Below are 5,296 nucleotides of genomic sequence, written 5' to 3'. Positions count from 1 at the left end.
GAACCAACCTGCCGGCACAGATTGACATCCATGCCAGCGACGGAGATGAATACAACTTCCTTTTTATGGCCAAGGGTGGAGGCTCAGCCAATAAAACAGCCCTTTACCAGCAAACCAAGGCTCTCCTGAAACCGGAAAAGCTGGAAGCTTTCCTGGTTGAAAAGATGCAAACCCTTGGAACAGCTGCCTGCCCCCCTTACCATATCGCTTTTGTCATAGGTGGCACTTCTGCCGAAGCCAACCTGAAAACAGTAAAACTGGCATCAGCCAAATACCTGGATAATCTACCCGATGAGGGCAACATGGGTGGCCAGGCTTTCCGCGACAGGGACCTGGAACAAAAAATATTAAAAGCTGCTTACAACCTAGGCCTCGGTGCCCAGTTCGGAGGCAAGTACTTTGCCCTCGACATCCGCATAATCCGGCTACCCAGACACGGTGCATCCTGCCCCGTGGGAATGGGTGTCTCCTGTTCCGCCGACCGCAATATCAAAGCCAAAATCAACACAGACGGTATCTGGCTGGAAAAACTGGAGCAAAATCCTGGAAGGCTCATTCCCGGTCATCTGCGCAAAAAAGAAGAGGATGGTGCCTTAAGCATCAACCTGGACCGGCCCATGAATGAAGTATTGGCTGAATTATCCAAACATCCGGTGGGCACCAGGTTATCTCTTAACGGTACCATCATAGTGGCACGCGATATGGCTCATGCCAGGCTGAAAGAGCGGCTGGACAAAGGCGAAGACCTTCCCGAATATATAAAGGAACATCCCATTTACTATGCCGGACCGGCCAAGAAGCCTGAAGACATGCCTTCAGGATCATTCGGCCCTACAACTGCAGGAAGAATGGATCCCTATGTGGAACCCTTCCAGAGACATGGCGGTAGCATGGTGATGATCGCCAAAGGTAACCGCAGTCAGCAGGTTACCGATGCCTGCAAAAAGTATGGGGGATTTTACCTGGGAAGCATCGGGGGACCGGCTGCCATACTGGCGCAGGAAAACATTAAGAACGTAGAGCTGTTGGAATACCCGGAACTGGGAATGGAAGCCATCTATAAAATCGAGGTTAAGGATTTCCCGGCTTTTATACTGGTGGATGATAAAGGGAATGATTTCTATAAACAGTGAAATTATTAACCACATTAGGCACATGAGAACAGATTAGGCTTTTTGTTATATTGAAAAAATTATTATTTACCCTTAGACTCCTTTATTTAGAACTATTTCCAAATTTCAGGGTTTATTAAAGAGTTTTCTTTCCCTCTCCTTCAACCATTTCTTCTCTGACTTGTATGGAAAGAAAAACTAATCTTTTTATGGATTACCGAACCGAATACGACACCCTTGGTCCTGTTCAGGTACCTGCTGATAAATATTGGGGAGCGCAGACGCAGCGCTCGCTGAACAATTTCCGAATTGGTGAGGCCGCTTCCATGCCCCCTGAGATCATTTATGCCTATGGCATACTCAAGAAAGCCGCTGCCATTGTCAACCATAAACTGGGTGTACTTTCCAAAGAAAAAATGGACCTGATTAGCAGGGTTTGTGTCGAGATTACGGAAGGGAAACTGGACGAACACTTCCCGCTGGTGATCTGGCAAACCGGCTCGGGAACCCATACCCACATGAATGTGAACGAGGTGATCGCCAACCGCATTCATGTGCTTGAGGGAGGCAAACTGGGAGAAGGCACCAGACCACTTCATCCCAACGACGAGGTGAACAAGTCACAATCAACCAACGACACGTTTCCCACTGCCATGCATATAGCAGCCTACAAAATGCTTATGGAAAACACCATCCCCTCACTGGAGGGATCAAGGGATGCCTTGAGAGAAAAGAGCGAAGCATTTAAGGACATTACCAAAACGGGACGTACCCACCTGATGGATGCTACCCCACTGACACTGGGACAGGAGTTTTCCGGGTATGCTTCCCAGGTCGATCATGGTCTGAAGGCATTGCGCAATACCTTGGATCACCTCTCCGAGCTGGCTATAGGAGGAACTGCGGTAGGAACCGGATTAAATGCCCCTAAAAACTACGGGAAGGAAGTTGCCGGAGAAATTGCCCGGTTAACAGGTTTGCCTTTCAGAACGGCCGAAAACAAGTTTGAAGCTCTTGCAGCACACGATGCCCTGGTTGAAGCCCATGGGGCACTAAAGACCATAGCCGGCGCCCTGATGAAGATTGCCAACGACATACGCATGCTTGGTTCGGGGCCCCGCTGTGGCATCGGTGAGATAAGCCTGCCTGCCAATGAGCCGGGTTCCTCCATTATGCCGGGTAAGGTGAACCCTACCCAGGTCGAAGCAGTAACCATGGTATGCGCGCAGGTAATGGGCAACGATGCAGCCATCAATTTCGGTGGAGCTAACGGACAGTATGAACTGAATGCCTTCAAGCCCATGATCATTTCCAATTTCCTGCAGTCGGCCAGACTACTGGGTGATGCATGCCTGTCATTTTCGTACAAATGCGTGGTCGGACTTCGCCCAAATAGGGATAAAATAAATGAACACCTGGATAATTCCCTGATGCTTGTTACGGTGCTCAATAACCACATCGGCTATGAGAAAGCGGCCGAAATAGCCAAAAAAGCACACCAGGAAAACAAAACGCTGAGGCAGGCAGCCATTGAATCGGGATACCTTACAAAAGAACAGTTCGACAAGTGGATTGATCCGGATAAGATGACCTGATCAATCGTAAGGAATGGTATTGTCAAAAGTGCGTTGTTGGATATCCACCGGCCCTTCAATCATTTTGTTGGCTTTTTGTCCTTCCTGCTGCACCAGATCGAAAGCATCGTATAGTTCTCCGGTAACCGTATAGGCCCTATATTCCATTGTATCTCTGCCGACATGAACGATCTGGTACAACTGGGTATTTTCGGCAGAACGCTGCATCTCGCCACCAAATGATTTCCATCCTTCTTCACCCAGATCATACATCTTGGCGCCGCTGACCGAATTCACATAAATTGTGCCCGAGGAGGGATCCTTGACATTCAGCCCACCGGTAATGTTCTCCGTTTGTCCTCTTGCATAAGTATGATCGTGACCCTGCATCACAAGATCGACTCCGTACTTACTGTAAAGGGGTTGCCATGAAGATCTGATTTTTTCATTATTACGGCCCTCCGCTGATGAATAGATCGGGTGATGGTGCGTGACCACAGTCCATCGGTTGGGATTGTCCTGAAGCACCTTTTCAAGCCATTGGGTTTGCTTGTTAATCTGCTCGTTGGAATTCAGCGCAATGATTCGCATGCCCTGGTAATCGAGATAATAAACTGTTTCTTCCAGGCCTTCGGGACCGTTGTGTGGAAATTCAAACTGCGGACGCCAATGGATGGAGAGCTTGTTCTCATCCTGTTCTTCTGTATAGCTATCATATTCGTGGTTGCCGGGAACAGCAATACCGGGCAGCTTACTCTGAATAAATGATCCTGCCCGGTTCCACCGGCCCCATTCCACATTCCTGTGGGCCCTGTTCACCAGGTCACCTGCATGAATTACAAAACGGGCAGCGGGTTCCTCTGCGTAAGCTGTCCTGATCGACCTTGACCAGTGGGACAAAATCCCATTCTGGGCATCGCCGACATATATAAAACTAAACGGTTCCTGCTCCCGGCTGGCCGTGCGTATCTGGAACCATTCGCTCCAGTGCCCCTTATGACCAACCTTGTAAGCATATAATGTATTGGGTTTTAATCCTTCAAAAACAACCGTATGATAGTTGGCACTTATGCCGTCACCTTCTATCTTGCCTGATTCCAAACGAGTAACCTCCGAATCAAAGGTCTCGGCATGTCGATAGAATTGCGGTGCGGGCGTGGAGGGTGCAATATGTGCCTCGCCCTGTTCTATGGTAGAATCTGTACGCCAGGTAACCGCAAAGGATGTAGCCGGATCTCCGTTCCAGGTTACATTGATGCGGTCAGGATAATGAGTTGGGTATTCACCCGGCTCTCCCTGATGGGTGTGGTTGTGGCCCCTGGTGCCATTATTTTCCTCACCGGATGGACTGCATCCGTATATTCCGAAGAGCACAAGGTAAATAAGTATTATGACTTTAATGAACGATATGGAATATTTCATGGTCTTTTGTTTTGGTTAAATGTTCCTTACTAAAATACAATAAACATCATTAAATGTTTTTAAATGTATATTAAGTTTGTGTTTACGTGGATAGCCTCATGGAAAACAGCGCTGCGGGAGATGCAGGAATCAAACCAGGTGATGTCATTCTTGAAGTTAATGGCCAGTCAGTAAAATCATCCGGTGAATTGTTGGAGATCATCAGTCAGAAGCGTCCCGGAGACAAAGTTACCTTGTTGGTTGACCGGTTCGCGAAAAAGATGGAATTTGAAGTGCCCTTGCGCAACCAGGAAGGAGAAACCCGTATGGTAAAAAAAGAAGATAAAGCCATACTGGATATTCTGGGTATAAATGTAAAAGAAATCGACAGGGAAACTGCCAGAAAACTGGATATACCCGGAGGAGTAAAAATAATAATTAATTTTTTCCTATAAAATAGAACATTATAATGCTTTATATCGTAAAGTAGATATAAAAACCTTGACCAATGAAAACAAAACAGACAAGAAAAAAAGCAATCAGGTTCGCCGTCTTCTCAATTCGCCGGATTTATGAGGCAGTTAGAGAAGGTAGGTTTTCACCCTATTACGGTAAAAAACTGGCAGAACGCTACTGGAAGAAATTAAACCTCTCGGAAAAAGAAATCTTTCGTTATTTCGGCCACCTCTCTGAAGCAGAAATAAGGGATCAAAACAAAAAGTCACCAACCCTTCACTGGCTCATGGAAGGCCGGAGTGGGGAATGCTTGTATGCACTTAAATATTTCGGTTTTATAGGAAGAACAGGAGCAACCCATTCAAAGCAGAAAGTGAGATCAATGTAAACATTTAAATACATAAGTCTTTTAGGGAAATTTGAAGGTACCAAAATTATTCTCCCCGTAAACGAGTTCCTTACAGCGGGTCCACATCGTAATGCACCTGCAGAGACTTGAATTTTTCCGAGGACTGAACTTTGGTAGTGATTTTTCGGATGAGCTCCTTTGACTTGCTCGGTGACTTTTCCTTTTCGATTTTAATGATCACATGCTTCAGATGATAGTTCTGCACCCTTCCGATCAAAGGATCCTGGGGGCCCAGCACGCGATAGCCGAACATTTTCTGCAATTCCTTCTTAAGCAGTTCTGAAGCGTCGTTCAAGACTTCCCGATTCCGGTGTTTGAGCAATATCTTCACCAGCCGGTAGTAA

6 protein-coding genes are annotated in these 5,296 nt (G+C 46.9%); 4 read left to right on the top strand and 2 right to left on the bottom strand.

Annotation, left to right across the window (positions count from 1 at the left end):
• Both KGY70_16435 and fumC read left to right on the top strand, forming a co-directional pair.
• A partial coding sequence (locus KGY70_16435) for a fumarate hydratase C-terminal domain-containing protein (GenBank protein ID MBS3776787.1) occupies window positions 1-1,133 on the top strand: 1,133 nt, incomplete at its 5' end.
• Window positions 1,134-1,321: 188 nt separating this feature from the next.
• Window positions 1,322-2,707: a class II fumarate hydratase gene (gene fumC / locus KGY70_16430; GenBank protein ID MBS3776786.1), complete on the top strand. Its 1,386-nt coding sequence runs from the start codon at window positions 1,322-1,324 to the stop codon at window positions 2,705-2,707.
• Here fumC and KGY70_16425 read toward each other — a convergent pair whose 3' ends face one another.
• Entirely contained in the window at window positions 2,708-4,108 is a 1,401-nt protein-coding gene (locus tag KGY70_16425; protein ID MBS3776785.1) for a metallophosphoesterase family protein, read from the bottom strand.
• A 98-nt stretch (window positions 4,109-4,206) separates the two neighbouring features.
• On the opposite strand from KGY70_16425, the gene KGY70_16420 reads away from it, so the two are divergent.
• Both KGY70_16420 and KGY70_16415 read left to right on the top strand, forming a co-directional pair.
• Entirely contained in the window at window positions 4,207-4,542 is a 336-nt protein-coding gene (locus KGY70_16420; protein ID MBS3776784.1) for a PDZ domain-containing protein, read from the top strand.
• A 53-nt stretch (window positions 4,543-4,595) separates the two neighbouring features.
• Window positions 4,596-4,931 (top strand): hypothetical protein, encoded by a 336-nt coding sequence (locus tag KGY70_16415; protein ID MBS3776783.1) that lies wholly within the window; start codon window positions 4,596-4,598, stop codon window positions 4,929-4,931.
• A 70-nt stretch (window positions 4,932-5,001) separates the two neighbouring features.
• On the opposite strand, the gene KGY70_16410 is transcribed toward KGY70_16415, so the two are convergent.
• Window positions 5,002-5,296 (bottom strand): primosomal protein N' (locus KGY70_16410; protein MBS3776782.1); only part of this gene is annotated, 295 nt, incomplete at its 5' end.

The organism is Bacteroidales bacterium, assembly GCA_018334875.1.
Classification (GTDB): domain Bacteria; phylum Bacteroidota; class Bacteroidia; order Bacteroidales; family UBA12077; genus JAGXLC01.
This window is presented reverse-complemented; position numbering and strand designations above follow the sequence as displayed.